An 18,166-nucleotide genomic window follows, 5' to 3' on the forward strand; every position below is an offset into this window, starting at 1 on the left:
TTTTTAATGAAAAATGGAGGTGGTCATTTTGCTCCGGAATTAGGTGGTCATTTTGAATTGGAATCAGGTGGTCACTTTAAATTGGAATTGGGTGGTCAATATCACTGGAATTTGCACTAATCAAACTAATTTGACAAAAGAACACGTATTACCAAGATGGACATTTGAAAATTGCACTAAAAAATTCTTTGTTACGGATATAAATGGCAGCGAACAAACATATAACAAAACTACAATTCCAGTTTGTGCCGACTGCAATAATAATTTACTAGGAAATATCGAAAAATACATAATTTCATTATTGGATAATACTGATTTATCAATAACATTCTATAGCCAGGAACAAATTCAAAACATAATTCGCTGGTTGGAAATAATAGAATATAAATTTCAATTGTTAGAGATTCGCAGAAAATTTATAAAATCAAAGTCTTCAGAATATATCCGTTATTTAAGAGATATTCCTGTTTCTATAATGAGAGCAAATATAAATTATTCGCCACATAAAGCAGTTTCACAAATCAGACTTGCCCAGAAAAGAGTAACTACTAAATCAAAAGACAATAATGAAAACTCATTGGTTATTTTTAAAACGAAAAATGAAAGCTTCTATTTCTTTCATCACTTAAACGATTTTATTTTTCTGGAACTGCCCAAATTTGGAGTAGCATTTTTTTACTTTTATTCGCGAGAATTTGAAAATAATGAATTTGCTAAAGATGAGGCAATGAAAATTGTGAAATCAATGTACGAATCATAATGTACGGGGATTTATCGCTTTCCAAAAATGAGGCTGCTAAGATTGCCATTAACACAGTTTTCGATTTTTTGAAAACCAATGATATAAAAGTGATATTCGTTTGTCATGATTCAGAAAACTATAATATTTACTCAAATTTCTTAAAATAATTCAAAGCCCCAAAATTTTGGGGCTTTGAATTATTTTAAGAAATTTTGGAAGTCTTCAAAGGCCTTTTCCTTTTCTAGCTCTTGATTTGGATCTAAAAGGACATTCATTATTTCTTCCTCTTTTTGATAATCCCAAAGAAAAATACCTAAATATCCTAGTCCCCAAAAATCAATATTACCTCCTTTTCCTTTAGAGTTAAACTCAATTTGATTTAAACTTCCAAAATCACCATCATCATAAGAGCAATATTTAATTTCAAACCCTTCGAGAGTAGGCTCTATATTGGCTTTAAACCACAATATATTTTTAGTTGAATCCATATTTTTTTATTTTACTTGTAATAATTAGGAGAAAGTTTTTTGAATCGTAGGCATAATTTGCCCTCCTTGTCTAGCAAGCTGACTTTGCATTGCTCTACCTGGATTTGGTCCAATTGTTTTAAACCACCCTTCAACTCCTCCTTGTAATAATTTATGGATATTGTTTGTATGCCAGACTAACATATCTCAGGATCAAAATACCACATAATTTAGATTTTTTTTAAACTATACTTTGGTTTAACTATTATATTCAAAATTAAAAGGGATGAACATTTTGCTCATCCCTTAAAACTACATTAGACTAGTTATTTTCAATAAGTTAAAAATATCTATTCATTAACTTTGAAGATAACCGCTATTTACTTTGATTTAATATCGAATCTATCTTTCTTCTATCCCATAAAAGTAAAGACATCTTTCCAATTTTGAATAGTCTATCTGGATTTACATTATGATTTAATGCCCAACTTATCCATTTTTTAATTGCAAACTCCCAATAAATCCAACCAATAACTCCTCCAATAATTGCGCTAATTTTGCCATTTACTTCTAAATAAGCTGTTAAGCCAAACCAAACTAGCACTATTATTGCTACGGATGGTATATTAACCCATAAATAACCTTTAGTTATGAGTTCTTGAGTTGATATTTCCTTATTATTCACCATAAATTTAATTTTTAGTTTAGACTTAAGAAACTTATTAATCTTTAAATAATTCTAAGTCATCTTCAAGCCATACACAAGGAACACCATTATAATAATCTCTTATCCTGTCTTCAACGTGATTAGCCTCCCATACTGCCGCTCTTTCCAGACCTTTTACTTTTTCCTTCGTTGCTGGTGTACTTTCACCTGTATTTGGATTGTAAAATTCAAATCTATCTGGATGTAATGCATCTTGGATAAATTGCATCGGTTGACTTTTTAAATTTTGCCTAATATTCATTTTTCCGACTATCGGCCAATGTCCTTGTGTTATTACATCATTATAAACACCTATAATGAATAAAATAGGTTTGTCTTCTAATACTGAAAAATCGGTTAATCTCGTTTCACTTTTATAATCAAAAAAAACATACCCCCCTTTATCTAATATTTGGGCGTAAGTATAATATTGATTTTCAATATTGATTTCAAGTATTGAACCTTGTGTTATTTTTTGCTTTTTCATAATTATATTTTATTATTGCCCAAATTCCTTTTTTGCAGCATTCTCATATACTTTAGCATTTGGATTTTTAGGACTTACCCCATTTATAGCATTTCCTGAAGTACCCCCCTCTGATTTTGCACCACCGTTTTGCTTTATAAGTTGTTGTTCTCTTCCCCTAATTGCATCTTTATTGGTTGATGATTTATCAAGTTTGGCAGGACCAAATCCATCTTTGTTTTTATGATGTTTTGCATCTCTTGCTGCAACATTCTCCCTTGGAGTTTTATTCCCACTAGTTCTTCCAGAGTAGGTTTCTTTAGTTTCTTTATTAGTTTTAGTATAAGTTTGGTGAGTCTTTTCTCCTTTGGTTGTTTCAGTAGCCTTTTCAACCGCTTTAGCTTTAGCAGAATTTATTATCGTTCTTGCTCCACCAGCTAAAACTGCCCCTGATACTAGTGCCTTATTCGATTTCGAATCATTATAATTTCGAGAATCTGTCTTTGCATTACCTGATGGTGCGTTTGCAAATTCAGAATAAAGTAAAGCAGCAACAACATAGACACATATTGGACATCTACCATCTGGGTCATCAAATCGAATAGGGTCATTATAACCGTAAGAATATGGATTTAAATTGTCGGTATTAAATATTCCTCCACCATTTCCTAAAGTAGTCTTCATGGCAAAATCTACTTCGTCATCATCATCTTTATCAATATCGTTCGGATCAAACTTAAAATCAAGATCATTCAATAATGGATCAATATTCACCCATCGACCAATAGCAGGATCATAATTTCTAAAGCCATAATCGTACAACCCAAGCCCCAGCTCGTCTTGCAGCTCTTTCCCGTTGTACTTATATTTATATGTGTTCGGTATACCATCATTATACCCTTTATGTTTTAAACCGAATGGATAATAATTGTTTTCCTCTACAATTTCAGAACTCGCAATTATACCGTTTTTATCAGTATCGCTATAACTCAACCTAACATTGCCTAAATGATCCGCATAATTAAAAACATAACTGTAAACTCCTGCTGTATTCTTTACATAACCTTCTGTCGTTGGAAAAAACTGCAATACATTGTCTTTATATTGAAATCCTGCTAAATAATCCGTTGTCACAACACTTACTGGTGTTGTACTAGTGACTATTTTTTGTGTTTTTTGTCCCGCTGCGTTGTAAATATATACAATATCCCCAGTTGTTGCAAATGTTATTTTTGAAGGTAAATTTAAATGATTATAAGTTATTCCTGTTATATTCTTGTTTTTATCAGTAATCAAGTTGCCGTTAGCATCATAAGTATAATCATCACCTATTTTGTTAACGTCATTAAAACCGCTGGTGTTATTCGAATTATCCAAAACATTCAATAATCTATTACTGTTTGTTCCATAGGTATAAGCTAAATTATCAATTCCATTTGCTGGCAATGCGCCGTCTATATCTCCATTTCTTAGCAATGTTTTTATGTTTCCATTTTTATCATAGGTTAAATTCTCATCATATGATTTGGGTAGAGGATTTACATTACCCGGTTTTTGATAAGTGGCATCTTTTAGTCGGTTTAGATTGTCGTATTTATATCCATAAGCACGAACAAAACCACCATCTGAACCGGAACTCCAAAATGTTTCAGCAATGTTACCATTATAAAGAGCCTTGGCAACAGTTGCATCTCCCTCCACTTTATTATAATTTATTTTAAACGCAAATAAATCTTTGGGATCGGTCCCTTGTTGTAGGGCTGACGTTTTGTTAATTTCAGTAAGCCATCCGCGGATATTGTAAACATAATCTACTTTTTGCAAGGGAGATGACTCTATATTTCCTACTTTTTTAGCAATAAGTTGTCCTAACTCGTCATACGTATTTGAAGCTAAAAGCTGAGGAGTTCCACTTGTGCCAATCTGATGTGTATGGCTAAGTAACCGGTCTTGTGCCGAGTAACTAAAAGCGTCTTTCACATATAATTCGGCATCACCAATGAGACGTTTGTGTTTGGTCTCTGTATATTGAAGCTGTCCCGAAAAAGCATCTAGATTATTGTCTATTTGAGTGTAACCGCCCAAAAAGTTCGTGGTGAAATTCCGAATAGGTCTGGCTTTGACATCATACAAAGTATAACTACTTTCTCCAGTTGTTGATACTAAAGTAGTTAAAACACGAACCCAAGAACCTGTTGGCAATCCTTTTGGTTTTATTGTATTGTTATAATAAACTGGGGCTGTATAGGATATTGCTGGTGTAAAAGCCTGAAAATTATAATCGTCATAATAGTTTATGGTTAATAATTTAAACGTTGTCGGCACAACACCATTGCTATAATAGGTGGTAATGCTGTCTATGGTGTTCACCGTTGCTTGCTTGTTTTCACTTATGGTTGTTAAACCATTCATTGTCGTTTGTTTCGAAAATCTGCCCGCACTTGTAACCGTTGTAGATTGTTCCCAACCTGTGTAAACAGGTCTATTGAAAACATCATACTTCGTAATCAACCATCCTACGGTTCCAACTGATGAATTACTAAATGGTGAGTATACAGGTCCTGTAGCTACTGCTCTATCCAGTTTATCATAGACTATAAATTCCCATTGTTTCCCCGGCAACTTTTTCTCCACTAAACGATTGCGATAATCGTATTTATATTGGTAGCACAAATCGTCAAGAATAGTTGATGTAATTGCAGCATCTGCAGCAGTTGGAGGAATTACATAGGTAAGATTTGCGTAGGTATCATATACATAATAGGTATCGTGATTTGTTCCAGCATCATATGTTCGTTTTAGTACTACTTGTCCCTCTTTATTTTTAAATTCTACCGTTGATCCATTAATTTCAGTAGGAGTTGCTCCCGTATTTTCATCGTACGTAACTGTTTTGTATAACTGATTGACCTCATAGTAAGTAGTCCCTGCACCGTTAAGAAAAGCGGGGGTATACAGTCCCAATCCGGCATCCCAAGCGGTGTTTGCTGTAAAAAGTTTTACTTCTGTAGCATTACTATTGGTTTGATAATCCAATTTTATTTCATGACCCGCATTCATCGTCCAGTCTACCCCTGGAGCGGCTTGCTTCATGACTCTACTAAGTGGTGAGGATTCCAATTTCTTTTCTGAAAAAGGGTTAGTGGTGTTTTCGTATTTTGTAGTATTATAAAAAGTCAAGGTATTCACAGACGCATTTACGTCATACACCATATTGGTATTTGAACTTGCATAAGGTAAATAATCCATTTTTTGTCGCCCAAAATCATCATATCCAATATGCGTTATTATATCTTTTCCTGACATTGACTGCTGGTTGGCAATTTGCTGCATGGGTCTGCCAAGTCCGTCAAAATAAGTAATGTTTGTTTGAGCCTTATCTGGAGTTGGAGCTATAAAGACGGTTGAAGTTGGTTTCTTGTAGGTCTTGGTAATGATATAGTTTTGATCCAAAGATGGAGCAGCTAAAGCATTACAATCTGAACTTGATCCCAGTACCAAAGGGCAATTATCTGAATTATCACGTATATAATTCCCTTCAGGTTTTACGCATTGTTGGACAAAATTAAAAGGATCTCCAAGCCCATCTCCCTCATTATCTGCGTACCATTTGGTATTGGGGTTAACCGATGGATCACCATCATTACAATCCGTACTACTGAGCACATAACCTGTCGGTTTTGAACTGTAATATACATTTACACTCGCATTCCCAAAAGTATCTCCATCTCCATCCTGATAAAAGGTTTGAGGAGCTATATTAGTTATGTTTATCGTTGTATCATTGTAATCTAAACTATTGGTTACATAGCCTACTGGTTTTACGCTATAAAATTTATTTACATTTAGATTCCCATAAGTATCACCATCGGCATCCTGATAAAAGGTTTGAGGGGCTATATTGGTAATATTTACCGTTGTATCATTGTAATCACTGGAATTTCGAACATAACCTGCCGGTTGGGTACATTGGACAAGCGTGGGGGTAGTATTTCCAAAGCCATCTCCATCTGCATCACGATACCAAACGGTATTTGGATTTAGGGAAGCATCCGCATCATTACAGTCTGTGCTATTAGTTACATAACCCGTTGGCTTTACACTATAATACAAACTTACGCTTGAGGTACCAAAAGTATCCCCATCGGCATCACGATAAAAGGTCTGTGGAGCTATATTGGTGATGTTTATCGTTGTGTCATTGTAATCACTGGAATTCCGAACATAACCTGCCGGTTGGATACATTGGACAAGCGTGGGTGTACTAACCCCAAAACCATCACCGTCTGCATCACGATACCAAATCGTATTTGGGTTTAGGGAAACATCAGCATCATTACAATCTGTACTATTAGTCACATAACCAGTTGGTTTTACGCTATAATATAAACTTACACTTGGATTTCCAAAAGTATCTCCATCGGCATCCTGATAAAAGGTTTGAGGAGCTATATTAGTTATGTTTACTGTCGCATCATTATAATCACTGGAATTTCGAACATAACCTGCCGGTTGGGTACATTGCACAAGCGTAGGGGTAGTATTTCCAAAACCATCTCCATCGGCATCACGATACCAGACCGTATTGGGGTTTAAGGAAACATCAGCATCATTACAATCTGTACTATTGGTCACGTAGCCTGTTGGTTTTAAGCTGTAGTAAACAGTTATACTTAGATTCCCAAAAGTATCTCCATCAGCGTCGCGATAAAAGGTCTGAGGAGCTATATTGGTAATATTTACTGTAGTATCATTATAATCAGAATTATTGGTTACATAACCAGTTGGTTTTACGCTATAATATACACTTACACTTGGATTTCCAAAAGTATCTCCATCGGCATCCTGATAAAAGGTTTGAGGAGCTATATTAGTTATGTTTACTGTTGCATCATTATAATCACTGGAATTTCGAACATAACCTGCCGGTTGGGTACATTGCACAAGCGTGGGGGTAGTATTTCCAAAGCCATCTGCATCAGCATCACGATACCAAACTGTGGTTGGATTTAGCGATGCATCGGCATCATTACAATCCGTACTATTGGTTACATAGCCTGTCGGTTTTACACTATAATACACACTTACACTTGCATTCCCAAAAGTATCTCCATCGGCATCGCGATAAAAAGTTTGAGGAGCTATATTGGTAATATTTACTGTTGTATCGTTATAATCACTGGAATTTCGTACATAACCTGCCGGTTGGGCACATTGGACAAGAGTAGTTGCACTGGTTCCAAAACTATCCCCATCGGCATCGCGATACCAGACCGTATTGGGATTTAAGGAAGCATCAGCATCATTACAGTCCGTACTATTGGTTACATAACCTGCCGGTTTTACACTATAGAAAACAGTTACACTTAAATTCCCAAAAGTATCGCTATCGGCATCCCTATAAAAGGTCTGGGGAGCTATATTGGTGATATTTACTGTTGTATCGTTATAATCACTAGAATTTCGTACATAACCTGCGGGTTGTGCACATTGGACAAGCGTAGTAGCACTAATTCCAAAACCATCACCGTCTGCATCACGATACCAGATCGTATTGGGATTTAGCGAAGCATCCCCATCATTACAATCCGTACTATTGGTTACATAACCTGTCGGTTTTACACTATAATACACAGTAACGGTTGTACTGCCAAAAGTATCACCATCAGCATCGCGATAAAAGGTTTGGGGAGCTATATTAGTTATGTTTATCGTTGTATCATTGTAATCACTGGCATTTCTTACATAACCTGCGGGCTGGGTACATTGGACAAGCGTGGGTGTACTCACCCCAAAACTATCCCCGTCTGCATCACGATACCAAATCGTATTGGGATTAAGAGTAGTGTCTGCATCGTTACAATCGGTATTGTTTGTTACATAACCAGTTGGTTTTACACTATAATACACAGTAACAGTTGGGCTGCCAAAAGTATCGGCATCGGCATCGCGATAAAAGGTTTGCGGGGCTATATTGGTAATATATGGTGTTGTATCGTCTAAATCCGATTGATTTGCGACATAGCCTGTAGGTTTTGTGTCGCTGTTAACAAATTCCGAAGGATCACCAAAACCATCATTGTCTCTATCAATATTCCATTTGTAACAAGAAGTACAACCGCCATCTGGTGGTGCCGCCATTGCAGCATTTTGAGTTGTTTTATTCACTTGGGCATAGCCCAATGAAACAATCATCATTAAAGTAAAACTAATAATATATTTTCTCATCTCTTTAAAATTAGTTTTTATAATGATATTGGTTTTCTGACAGGATATTCCCCTGTGCATCTTTAACAACCTTCAAACGATTAAATTCGTCATATTCATAAGACGTTCTGTAGCCTTTAGAATCGGTTACGGTACTAACACCGATAAGAGGCTTATAGGTATATGTAGTTACCAAGGCACTTGACAGCTCTGATGCATTTCTTAAATTATCTAAAGCAGTGAGCAAACCAGCTTCTGTACCTGTGTTCGAAAGCGTTTGTAGATTGGTAACATATGATGTCACTAAGCTATAGGTGGCATTCTCTATCTTGGCTATAGGCTGAGTTTGATTATAACCCCAAATTAGCACTACTGATGTGCCACTATCGAGCGTGTATTGTAATAAGTTGCCTTTGCCATCATATTGATCGTAGGTTATTTTCTTTTCGAGTTGCCCTACTGGAGGTACAGTAATGTTTAGATTGTTATTTGGAAATTTTGCAGCAAATATATTTTTGGGCAATAACAGATTGTTTGTAAAAGCATCATTAGCATAGACTGTCTTGTCTTTAGATAACATTGCACCTCCTTTATATTGTTCTGTACTTACTGGAGGAGTGATTCTATTTGCCACTATCAAATTTTGCATAAATGGCTCTGCGCTAAAATCTGCAGGGTATAAATATCTAGTTTCTACTGTTTCATTTTTTGAATTCGTTGTAACCTGCGAAGTAAGCTGTAAATGAGCTGCATTATTGTAATTATAATTTGTCGTTGTTGATATTGGACTTAGTCCATTTAAATCATACTGTGTTTCAACAGACTGTTTTAAATAATTCCACTGCGAACGTAAGGAATACTCACTTAAAGTATATTGATCCCAACTGACAAATGCGGTACAAGTGGGAGGATTTGGACCAGATGCACCCAAATAGGAATAATTTTGAGAGCTCTTGTAGGCATTATAACCAGTAACGGACTTGTCTTTTGCTATATTATGTTCGTATTGATTAACGGTTTCTTTTATTCTTTTAAAAATAGAATTAAAAATTTTATGAGATAATAATCTACCTGAACCAAAACTATTTGTAAAAGGTGTCGTAATGTCAAACTCTCCTTGTCTTGTTACAGGCAGACCGTCTTGGATAATTTCATATTTGGACTCTTCAGCTCCGTTTTCAAAATTATTTCCGTAGCTTTTAGTTACATATTCATAACCAAATTGGGCATTTTGTGAGGAATACATTCTAGCTAAGTTTGAACTACCTACCGAATATAACATCCTAGATGATGGGGTTTCACATAAATTCTCTCGCTCTATTTTTCTAATAGAAGCAATTGGGGCTTGATTTATATAATAGCCTGATTGACAAGTCAAACAATCATAAGGGCTATAATAATATTTTTCGATTTCCAAATTACTATTTATAGTGCTATTCTTAATGATTTTAGCTATTCTAAATCCCCCTATTTCTTTGTCTTTTTCTTGAAAAGTGACAGGATTGGAATAGTAATTAAAATAGACATTTCCTAACATACAGGGCCTTAAAAGTTTAATTTTTATTGAATAATCTTTATTAGCCTGCAACGTAAAAACATCATTTGTGGAGCTTGTATTACCTGTAAGAGTATATGATGATCCAATCAAGATTGGCGTATCTAAATTCGATGAATTATTATAAAAATTAACAAGTAAACCAGTCGATACATCTGTTATTTCTAGGATTAATAGTAACGAAAAAGGATTAGTTCCGCTGCAATTATTAATTACACTTCCATTTATTTTTATAGTTTGTTCTATTGAGGAATGAATAGAAGCGGTATTCGTGTTATTAAATAAATCTGTATCATTAGTTAAAACACTCAAGTCAAATTGGCTTTGCACTGGATAAATGGGAATATTGACTTTACCTCTCACATGAGGCTCATATTCAAGCGTTGTAGTGCCTTTAGTCGGGTAAATTATTTTTTTTAGCAAGCCAAAATAACCAAAATTTTTGTCCGGACTTCTATTTGCTAATTTTCCATCCGAAAATGAAGCTTTTACTATAGAATTAGGAATAACAATTTCGTCAGAAATTAGACTACTATTTATTTTACCATTAAAAACGCCATAATTATCTTTAGCAAAACTAAATCTAGCAGGTAAATTTTCAGGAGAATAATACTCAAATTGATGAGTAATTGGGCTGCTATTTGTACTAAACTCATTAATTTGTCTTAGGTAAAAACGTTTCTTAAAATATTCCGGAAATTGATTGTAAGTATTTGGAAAAGTATTTCCGCTATATTCGATATAATCAAATTTTATTTTTTTTATCAATGCTCCTTGAATATTAAAAAAACTGATGTCGTCCACTTTAAATAATGGGAAATCTGGATCCGTAAATCGTTTTGAATTACCAAATACCACTTTACAATTATTACTATTTATTTCTTTTAAAATAGATTCAGCTGCATACGATTTATATTGATAATTGTATAAGGCAGAAGATAATTTAGCTCCTCCAGAATAAGTATATTCTAAACTTTGTTCATTACCTGTCATATAAGTAATCAATCTTGAATCGTAATTCAGAGTAATTTGATTGTTTGTCGATGGATCCTCAATTTTAGTGAGATACCATGATGTTTTAACATCGTCTGATATTGGACCTGGATTTTCAATAAAAATCCTTCTTGAAGAACTTGATTCTATTGCGTTCAGTCCGCCGAAATAATACTTTATCCCTTTTGTATCGGTAATTGTAATTTCGGGCAAACTGTTTGGGGCAAAACCCATAGACAAAAAATCAACGGTAATTTCAATTTTTAATCCTGAAGGTTCAATTTCGACAGGTGTATTCGTATCGTCTAAAAAGAACTTACCTGACATTCCGTTTACGTTGTAACAAAAAATATCAGGCTGTGTGTCTACTTGTGGTGCAGTTGAAGCTTGATCTAAAAAAGTAATCATCTCGTTTGAATCTGGTGCAGTATTTGGTTTTTGCATTCGACCATTATAGTTATCTTGATAATCGAAGACTTGTCTTGTAATTACTCCGCCGGCATTTAATACCCAGCCCATTCCAACATTCGATTCATATTGATCTACTTTTACACCATCAGATGAATAAGACAATGAAACTGGCATAGCCAAATTGTTTGATTTTATTTCCAGTAACGGGATAGATATAGTTGCATTTCCCGTAAATTGATTTAAAGGGACTTGACCATATAGACCCAAACTAGCACTATTAGGAGGTGGAGGTACCACATTAGGGAAATATTTACTCGGTTTATCATCTCCCTGAGCCACTGTTTTTACTGAAATAAAAACAAGTGATATACAGAACAAAGATCTGAAGGCATTTTTTAAAATCACATTTTTCATTTTTATAATTCTTTTAATTTTTACCTCCTTTTATTACCTTCACGCCATCACTCTGTACATTGGTTTTAATATTTACAACATAAACCCCATCAGGATAACGACTTAAATCAACAGGTACAGTTCTGCTTGTGATACTAAATTGTTGTAGAATACGACCTGCCATATCAACTAAGGTTGCAGTGCCAGTCTCAAATTGATAGCCTATAATAATATTTGTGAAAGTGACCGCAGGGTTGGGTATAGCTTCAATTGTTGCTTTTTCTTCTATTGGTTTTTTCTTGTCTTTTAGTTTTACCACCCAAAAATCATTACTGCCAATTGCCGAATTTTTATCTCCTGAAGATTTAGCATTAGAAGTCCCGGTTAACAAATAGCCTCCATCACGAGTTACTATTAATTTCCTCAGAATATCTTCCCCAGAGCTTCCTACAGTTTTACTCCACAAAATTTCCCCTTTCTCATTAATTTTTAGGGCTATATAATCGTTGATACCTTCTTTATCTCTTTTGACAATTTTTGTTATGGAATTAGTATTTTCGCTTTGCGCATAGCCTCCAATCAAGAAAGAATGGTCTATGTTTTCAATCAAAGAAGTTAATATATCCACTTTCCCAAAATCATAGGTCTCACTCCAAACAATCGCTCCTTTATCATCCATTTTCAAGACCCAATAATCCGTACCACTTCTTACCATTCCTCCCATTGCGGTTAGGGGGCTTGTACTATTAGAATTTCCACCCGCTAGATAACCTCTGTCTTCCGTTTGATGGATTACATACAATTGGTTATCTCCGTTCCCCCCATAGGTTCTTTGCCATTCTATGGCACCTTTATCGTCAATTTTTACAATCCAATAGTCTCCAATTCCGATATTAGCATCTGTTTTATCTCCTGATTGCGGGGAATTAGAATAACCACCTAAAATATACCCTCCGTCTTTAGTTTGCTCCATGCTACGAAGGAGGTCCGTATATTCTCCTCCGTAGGTTTTTTGCCATTGAACAACCCCTTCTTTATCTAATTTCACAATCCAATAATCCATATTACCTCGGCTTCTTTCAGACTTGCCATACAAATCGGGTTTAGCATCCAGTGAACTTTTTTCAGTAGGATTACTCTTTTTAATTGATGGGTTCGAACCTGATGATCCGCCTAATATATAGCCACCATCTGTAGTTTGAAAAGCAGTTATTAACTCGTCCTGCCCACTGCCCCCGATTGTCTTTTGCCATTGCTCTTCTCCTTTAGCATCTAGTTTGACAATCCAAAAATCAGTAACGCCTTTACAAGTATCTTTTTTTTGAAAATCATTGGGTGAATTGGAAGTTCCAGCTAAAATAAAACCGCCGTCTTTTGTGTTTTTGATACTTTGGAGCAAGTCAAACCCACTTCCTCCTAAACTTTTTTGCCAATCGAGATCCCCTTTTTCATTCATTTTCCACACCCAGTAATCTAAGTCTCCATGATTATCCTCCGTTTTATTTCCGGTTTTATTAGACAAGGAACTCCCTGCCAATATGAATCCATAGTCAGCTGTAGGTTGGGCATCAAAAAGATAATCGGCATGTTTGCCGCCATATGATTTCTCCCAAAGAATATCTTGGGATTGGGCGAGCAATGAATAAAGGAATAATAGTAGAAGTAATTTTATTCTCATATACAAGTAATTTTATTTTAATCTTTTATTTACAGTCAATCCAGTATCGTTCTATATTTTTAATATTAGCATATCAAAACCATAAGTTCGCAATATTAAAGATGTTTTCTTCTTTCCACAATACCCACTTTTAGTGATTTTTAAGAAAAATATTATAAAATTAAATTGCTCAAAATTTGATTATTAATATGGGCTAAATTATCAACACCTAACTTTTTATATTAAAAAAGTTTAAATAATTTAAAGTTAACGGCGATAATCGCCGTTAAAACTAAAATTTGTAAATTAAATAATTTATATTATCTTTACATAACGGCGATAATCACCGCAAAACACTAAACTTTTAAATTATGGCTGTCAATGTAGCCCGAAGAAAAGAGTTATATCAAATAATGCCGGAAGGAGTAATTGCTACCCGTAGATGGCTTATGGATAACCATTTAAGCCGTCACGCAATAGATAATTTGGTAAAGAGCAATCAACTGGAATCCATAAGCAAAGGGATATATGTCAGAAACGCGACTAAAATAACTTGGCAATCGGTGGCATACTCCTTACAATCAATACTGAATACGGACTTGATAATAGGAGGATTAACGGCGCTCGAAATGCAAGGCTTATCACATTATTTATCATTCTCTGAAAATAAAATAGTGCATTTGTATGGAAATGATCTAATACCGGAATGGGTTGCTAATTTAGCATTGAATATAAATTTTGTTAGACATACTACGAACAGTTTATTTGGTAAAAGTTTAGAAAAAAACGAAATAGGATCAGATAAAAAAAAACGAACACATTCTTTTACAATTGAACGTGATTGGGATAACAGTAGTGAAAAACTAATACTATCATCCCCGGAAAGGGCATATCTCGAAGTACTTTTAGATGTACCTCAAAAAGTAACTTTTGAACATGCTGATCAATTAATGCAAGGACTGACAACATTATCACCCCGAAGTCTTCAAAAAGTATTGGAAGGATGCCAAAATGTCAAAGTTAAAAGGCTTTTCTTTTGGTTTGCTGATCGCAATAATTATGTTTGGCTAAGTAAAATCAATCGGGAAAGCATTACATTAGGTTCAGGAAATCGAATGATAGTAAAAGGAGGAAAATTAGATAATAAATATAAAATAACAGTACCAGAATGGCTATAGATGCAAATAATATATACAGTAAACAAGTACAGCTTTTAGTTCGTGTATTGCCATTAGTAGATACAGAGAAATGTTTTGCCCTTAAAGGAGGTACCGCAATCAATTTATTTTACAGAGCACTTCCTCGGCTTTCGGTTGACATTGATTTGCTTTACATACCAATGGATGATCGCGAAACTGCATTAATAAATATAAGGGCTGCATTGTCCCGTATAAGTAAACTAATAGTCCAAACAATACCTGGTAGCAAAGTACAAGATGCACACGAACAAAGTGAAGCGCTAAGACTAATTGTAAGTCAAGGAGAAGTGCGAATCAAAGTAGAGTTATCGCCAGTAATCAGAGGAACTGTTTTCCCTGAAGAGAGAATGGAAGTTAGTGAAGAAGTAGAAAGAGAATTTGGATACGTAGAAATGCAAGTGGCATCACTTCCTGATTTGTATGCTGGAAAGTTGTGTGCCGCTTTAGACAGACAACATCCCAGAGATTTATTTGATGTAAAATTTCTTCTCGAAAATGAAGGTTTAACGGAAAATCTCCGAAAAACATTTTTGGTATTTTTAATTAGTCATCAAAGACCTATGTCTGAACTCTTAGCACCAAATCGTAAAGACATAAGTGAAATTTATAAAACGGAGTTTATGCAAATGGCTCAAGTAGATGTCCCATTAGAACAACTTGAAGAAGCTAGAGAAAATTTAATTGAGCAAATTAATTCTCAAATTACTGAAAATGAAAAGAAATTCCTGTTGTCATTTAAAAACAAAACTCCTGATTGGAGCCTAATGGAAATGGACAATGTTGAAGTAATTGCTAATCTTCCATCGGTTCGCTGGAAAATGATAAATCTGGAACAAATGCCAGTCCAAAAACATAAAGAAGCTTTTGAAAAATTGCAACAGGTTTTATTTCCAAATACATAAAATAGGAATTATTAAAAATTGAAATATTATATGGTGGATATACTAAGTTAGTGGGAACTATTTTCATTACTTTCTTTGACATTATATAAAATTGATTATTTAAGTTCTGGGAACTCCATAAAAGATAAATTCTTTAAATTGGTCAATGAATACCCTAATGTTCCGGTACACAAAATGGTTTTTCCAGCAAATTGGAGAACACAACCAATGTGGGTGCATTAGTCGTTATCTTAATAAGCTACCAAAAAAGTCCCATTGTGAACAGGAACCAAGAAAACAATCTCAAGTATTCCTAAACTCATTGTCATCCTGAGCGCAGGCGCAGGATTTATTTGCTTCATAGCATGTCCTGAGTGAAGTCGAAGGGCTAATTTCGTTTTTTAAACAACATTTTATACCTTTAATTGTAATTTTAAAAAGGTATTTTTTTTATGAAAACTATTGAAATAACTAGAAAAGCACTATACGATATAGTATGGTCAACAACACTTTCAAAGTTGACGCAACAATATGCATACACGAATGACGGAATAAAAAAATTGTGTAAACAATTTGAAATCCCTATGCCTGATGGTAGTTATTGGTCAAAACTCAAATTCAATAAAAAGTTCAAAAAAGAAAAACTTAATCCAATCTTTGGCGGGGTTGATAAAATCATTTTAACGATAAGAGAAGAAGGCGATCCGATTAATGTTGACCAAACACCGTTAACTATTAGAACCAAAGAAATTGAGAATGATCCTAAAGCTCCTTTAATTGTTCCTGATGAAATAACAAAACCAGATATTCTGACCATACAAACAAAACAATATTGGAAAGGTAAAATTTCATTCACTTCATATAGAGAAGATAATAGAATTATTTATCCTATCAGAGTTGAAAAAAACAATAGGGAAAGAGCATTACGATTTATGGATACCTTTACGAAATTAATTAGATATAGAGGCCACACAATTTCTAAAGAATATAGTGACACCGGAGTACTTATCGATGGAATTTTTATTGAAATAGATTTAAGAGAAGCATCTAAAAGAGTCCCTGCAAAACCTCCTTATAGTGGTACAGCATTAGAACCGATAGGCGAATTTATTTTCAAAATAGGTAAATACTCTTGTGAAAAAGAATGGAGAGATGGCAAAGTGAAAATAGAAGAACACTTGGCAAAAATTGTAGCAAAACTTGAAATCGAAGCCCAAAAAGAAAAAGAATGGAAAGAGCATTCTCGAATAGCGAATTTAAAACGAGAAGAAGAGGAAAAACGTAAAGCAGAAATTAAAAAACACAAGGACGAAGAAGTTGATAAATTCAATAGATTAGTTAAACTTTCAGAACAATATCACAAAACCCTCATAATTAGACAATATATTGAAGCCGTAAAACAAAAGGCAATCAATACCAATAATCTAACTCCTGAAAAACTAGAATGGATTGATTGGGCAACTCACAAAGCGGATTGGGTTGATCCATTAATAAATAAACCGGATGATATTTTAGATTCGTAAATTACGTACTGTAAAGACATATAGTGTTCCATAGTTTTAAATTTGAGTTGATACACCAATTTTTTAACTTAAATCAATGGAAACATGAACCAGGAAAAAATTACAATTCTGTTTGTAATAAATACAGCCAAAACCAATCAAAAAGGACTATGTCCAATCAGTTGTAGAATAACACTAAACAAAGTACGAAAACAATTTGCTACCGGACTTTTTGTAAATCCAAACTATTGGGAAAACAAACTCCAAAAAGTAAGTATTCAAGAAGCAAACCACAAATACATAAACGCTCAATTAGAGCGAATTCAAGTCAAAATTTATAATATTGCTTTGGTATTTCAACTGCAGGGAATAGTATTAAAACTAGATAATATCTTTAGTGAATACAAAGGAATACCAATTAAAAAAGAAGAATATATACTATCTTGTTACAGGAAATATGTTTCAAGAATCCAAAAATTGGTAGGCAAAGAAATAAAAGAAAACACCTATGAAAAATTCGTGTATGTTGGAAACCATTTAGAAGCTTTTATAAAGTCGAAGTTTAAAAAATCAGATTTCCCTTTAAAGGAATTAAGTTTGCGGTTTCTGGATGATTTTGACTACTATTTGAAGACAGAGAAAAACATAAAGCAAATCACTATTAATAAAATCATCCAACGGCTTAGAACACCTATAAAACATGCTATTTCGGAAGGTTATTTAGATAGGGATCCATTTATATTATACAAATCAAAAAAGGTACACAAAGAAGTTATATTCCTTACTACTGAAGAACTCAAAATCATTGAAGAATCCACTTTCGAATTAAAAAGATTAAGCATAATCAAGGACTTATTCATTTTCTGTTGTTACACTGCAAATTCCAGTGATATTGACCACCCAATTCCAATTTAAAGTGACCACCTGATTCCAATTCAAAATGACCACCTAATTCCGGAGCAAAATGACCACCTCCATTTTTCATTA

General features: G+C 34.2%; 12 protein-coding genes. 5 read left to right on the forward strand and 7 right to left on the reverse strand.

All coding sequences use genetic code 11. The features are described 5' to 3' along the window. Positions 1–130: 130 nt before the first annotated feature. Entirely contained in the window at positions 131–760 is a 630-nt protein-coding gene (locus ACM55H_RS17575; RefSeq protein WP_416837753.1) for a hypothetical protein, read from the forward strand. 179 nt (positions 761–939) lie between these two features. Here the strand turns inward: ACM55H_RS17575 and ACM55H_RS17580 are convergent, their stop codons facing one another. From ACM55H_RS17580 to ACM55H_RS17610, 7 genes are all read right to left on the reverse strand, one after another. Then, a complete protein-coding gene (locus ACM55H_RS17580; RefSeq protein ID WP_416837754.1) occupies positions 940–1,230 on the reverse strand; it encodes a hypothetical protein in 291 nt (96 codons plus the stop codon). A gap of 24 nt (positions 1,231–1,254) precedes the next feature. Further along, a complete protein-coding gene (locus ACM55H_RS17585) occupies positions 1,255–1,413 on the reverse strand; it encodes a hypothetical protein (protein ID WP_416837755.1) in 159 nt (52 codons plus the stop codon). A gap of 172 nt (positions 1,414–1,585) precedes the next feature. After that, entirely contained in the window at positions 1,586–1,897 is a 312-nt protein-coding gene (locus tag ACM55H_RS17590; protein WP_416837756.1) for a hypothetical protein, read from the reverse strand. A 34-nt stretch (positions 1,898–1,931) separates the two neighbouring features. Beyond that, on the reverse strand, positions 1,932–2,402 hold the full coding sequence (locus ACM55H_RS17595) for an Imm26 family immunity protein (protein ID WP_416837757.1): 471 nt from the start codon (positions 2,400–2,402) through the stop codon (positions 1,932–1,934). A gap of 12 nt (positions 2,403–2,414) precedes the next feature. After that, the gene (locus tag ACM55H_RS17600; protein WP_416837758.1) at positions 2,415–8,609 is read right to left on the reverse strand and encodes a DUF6443 domain-containing protein; all 6,195 of its coding nucleotides are present in this window, start codon (positions 8,607–8,609) and stop codon (positions 2,415–2,417) included. Between the two features lie 10 nt (positions 8,610–8,619). Further along, positions 8,620–11,886, reverse strand: a complete 3,267-nt coding sequence (locus ACM55H_RS17605; RefSeq protein WP_416837759.1) for an RHS repeat domain-containing protein — start codon at positions 11,884–11,886, stop codon at positions 8,620–8,622. An 88-nt stretch (positions 11,887–11,974) separates the two neighbouring features. Further along, positions 11,975–13,618, reverse strand: coding sequence for a T9SS type A sorting domain-containing protein (locus ACM55H_RS17610; protein ID WP_416837760.1), 1,644 nt, complete (start codon positions 13,616–13,618; stop codon positions 11,975–11,977). A gap of 350 nt (positions 13,619–13,968) precedes the next feature. Between ACM55H_RS17610 and ACM55H_RS17615 the strand changes: the two genes are divergently transcribed. The 4 genes from ACM55H_RS17615 (at position 13,969) to ACM55H_RS17630 (ending at position 18,094) form a co-directional block, all read left to right on the forward strand. Further along, positions 13,969–14,775: a type IV toxin-antitoxin system AbiEi family antitoxin domain-containing protein gene (locus ACM55H_RS17615; protein ID WP_416837761.1), complete on the forward strand. Its 807-nt coding sequence runs from the start codon at positions 13,969–13,971 to the stop codon at positions 14,773–14,775. Continuing rightward, the gene (locus tag ACM55H_RS17620) at positions 14,766–15,698 is read left to right on the forward strand and encodes a nucleotidyl transferase AbiEii/AbiGii toxin family protein (protein ID WP_416837762.1); all 933 of its coding nucleotides are present in this window, start codon (positions 14,766–14,768) and stop codon (positions 15,696–15,698) included. Before ACM55H_RS17615 ends, ACM55H_RS17620 begins: the two co-directional genes overlap by 10 nt. A gap of 431 nt (positions 15,699–16,129) precedes the next feature. Next, positions 16,130–17,200: a hypothetical protein gene (locus tag ACM55H_RS17625; protein ID WP_416837763.1), complete on the forward strand. Its 1,071-nt coding sequence runs from the start codon at positions 16,130–16,132 to the stop codon at positions 17,198–17,200. An 84-nt stretch (positions 17,201–17,284) separates the two neighbouring features. Then, positions 17,285–18,094, forward strand: coding sequence for a phage integrase SAM-like domain and Arm DNA-binding domain-containing protein (locus ACM55H_RS17630; protein WP_416837764.1), 810 nt, complete (start codon positions 17,285–17,287; stop codon positions 18,092–18,094). Positions 18,095–18,166 lie beyond the last annotated feature (72 nt).

The organism is Flavobacterium cryoconiti (assembly GCF_048158645.1).
Classification (GTDB): domain Bacteria; phylum Bacteroidota; class Bacteroidia; order Flavobacteriales; family Flavobacteriaceae; genus Flavobacterium; species Flavobacterium cryoconiti.